Genomic DNA, 2,321 nt, shown 5'->3' on the forward strand with positions numbered 1-2,321 from the left:
AGTGTAAATCCAACACATGAAGATTTTAATAACTACGATCGGCATAGTACTTTTTATCGGAGCGTTATTTTTTGCGCCCATCGTTCCCATTGATTTGGTCGTAGACTCAAAAAATAATGTAGTGCCAGAAGAAAGGATAGATCTAGAATTAAGTAATGATGATCTACTTAATTTAATAAAAACTGCCAGAGGAGGACCATTCGTAAGTTTATTTGGTTATTTCTTAGGTGCAGTAAATCTACCCCTCCTTTATGTCACACCTACTGAAAGTACTTGGCAAAGAGGCCAGACTCCCAATGACCGAGATCTTGTCGAAGTTAAACCATTAGGTGACGTTGAAGTAAATTTTGGTTATATATGTGGTGAACTCTGCGGCAGTGGAATCAAAATCATATTAGTAAAATCAAACGGAAAATGGGTAATAGTAGAGAGTGCAAATTGGATTTCGTAAAAACACTTAACAAGCAAGTCAATGCGACCCGCATTCCGTTGCTTCGTTTCACTACGCAACTCCAATTGGCCGCATTACTTGAGCGTTATGTTTTCTCAAAGCTATGAGCGATATCGAAATAGAAAGAAAGATAAGAGAAGTAGATTGGTCGCAATACAATGGCCCTGAATGCTTTAGCGCAAGTGAATTACAAGAAGCATTGTTGGATTTATTGAGTTACGATGAATCAAGAGCCGTTCATGGTTTAGATAATAAAGTACTTTTCGCTGTAGGTAATAATCATGCTGGCACATACTATCCGGCAATTTTGGAGGCAACGGATATATTAATTAACATTGAAACTTCAGGCGAAAATGAGAGTTCTCGCAAGTGTGCTTTTGCAATTCTCAACGACCTCACCTGTTTTGAGCCGGAACTAGGTTCCTACAAAGGGTGTAGTAATACCCAGCTACAAGAGTTCGTCGCTACAAAACTTAAAAACTATGAAGACCAAACATAACAAACCAACCAAACACGCATTAGCCGCAAAAAGCGCGGCTAATGCTGGACTCGCTCCACGATGTTCCGCTCGCCGTTTGTTGGGGCGTTATGCATTTTTGGTTGTAATCAATGTCGAGTAATTCCGAAGAACTAACTAAGGGAGCAAAACAAGCAGCAAAATCATATTGGTTTATTCGGCTTCGTAGATCGTCAATCGCACTTTTGGTTGCATTACCGTTGATGGGTGGCTTTACTTTTATTGAGAAAGTACTTACAGATTCTAAAAGTGAAATCATCCACCCAGCCTACTGGTATATGTTAACAACCACCTCGCTTTCTTCCATTTTAGCTTTTTGGTTGTATAAATATATTAAAAGTAAGTCCGAGCCGAGTGTTTTTATAGCGACCCTAATATTTTTTTTAATAGCTATATTAGGGTTATCCGGTTTCGGCTTTATTGGAGCAGTTACTTAAGTGCATAACAAAAAAGTCAATGCGACCTGCATTCCGTTGCTTCGTTTCACTACGCAACTCCAATTGGTCGCATTACTTGGGCGTTATGTGTAAAAGGGCCAACCTGTGAGCAATGAAATAGTAAAATCAAAATTTCATGGTGAGCATCACATGGGAGCCGAAACAGTCGAATTGATACTGCCATTTGAACTGGAAGGGTATTCCCATTTATTTTCTACAAATGGTAGTGTAGGGAAGTCGGCTGATGCGCGATTTTTATATCTTAAAGATGCCACTGTGGTTTTAAAGGTCAACGTTGAGAATCATTCTGTCGAGTATTTTCAACCGCCAAATGGGAAATATATTTCAGCTTTTGAAGAAAGTAGTGATGGTTATCGAATGGAAATATATGGCAACTATTCCAGGCCTAAAGAACAGCTTTTATCTAAGGCAGAGGTCATATTTAAGCCTGGATTAGGCCCAGTCAAAAACGGTCTATTTCCCAGTGCGCACGAACCACATGTCAATAGCATCAAAAATGAAAACACATAACAAACCAACCAAACACGTATTAGCCGCAAAAAGCGCGGCTAATACTGGACTCGCTCCACGATGTTCCGCTCGCCGTTTGTTGGGGCGTTACGTGTATAAAAAATTATAATTTAGTGTCGCCGCAAAAATAAAAGTGCATTCTTTAAGTTACAAAAGATGCTAGAGAATGCGGTAGTAACCCAAACCCTATCGCAGTGTAAATATGCCACGGAGCAAGGTTAAAAATTTCATTCTATAAGTATCGTAGTTTGCGGCTCAGTAAAGTTCATTGCAAGTACTTTTCGCAGCAATAACGTTCTAATCGGCAACTTGCTAAATCAAAACAATCGCGGTAGTTTCAATTTTTTTGTTTGTACGTATCGGCAGCAACGGTGCCTTAAATGAA

Annotated in this window: 4 protein-coding genes; 3 read left to right on the plus strand and 1 reads right to left on the minus strand. The window is 39.4% G+C overall.

Annotated elements, in window-relative coordinates:
* Nucleotides 1-16: 16 nt before the first annotated feature.
* Together ACYUCY_RS18275 and ACYUCY_RS18280 are read left to right on the plus strand one after the other, a co-directional pair.
* On the plus strand, nucleotides 17-451 hold the full coding sequence (locus tag ACYUCY_RS18275; RefSeq protein ID WP_460227978.1) for a hypothetical protein: 435 nt from the start codon (nucleotides 17-19) through the stop codon (nucleotides 449-451).
* Nucleotides 452-554: 103 nt separating this feature from the next.
* Complete coding sequence (locus ACYUCY_RS18280; RefSeq protein WP_460227979.1) at nucleotides 555-950, plus strand: hypothetical protein; 396 nt, start codon at nucleotides 555-557, stop codon at nucleotides 948-950.
* A 19-nt stretch (nucleotides 951-969) separates the two neighbouring features.
* Here ACYUCY_RS18280 and ACYUCY_RS18285 read toward each other — a convergent pair whose 3' ends face one another.
* A complete protein-coding gene (locus ACYUCY_RS18285; RefSeq protein WP_460227980.1) occupies nucleotides 970-1,227 on the minus strand; it encodes a hypothetical protein in 258 nt (85 codons plus the stop codon).
* 283 nt (nucleotides 1,228-1,510) lie between these two features.
* Between ACYUCY_RS18285 and ACYUCY_RS18290 the strand changes: the two genes are divergently transcribed.
* Nucleotides 1,511-1,936 (plus strand): hypothetical protein, encoded by a 426-nt coding sequence (locus tag ACYUCY_RS18290; protein WP_460227981.1) that lies wholly within the window; start codon nucleotides 1,511-1,513, stop codon nucleotides 1,934-1,936.
* Nucleotides 1,937-2,321 lie beyond the last annotated feature (385 nt).

This window comes from Aurantivibrio infirmus, assembly GCF_054767315.1.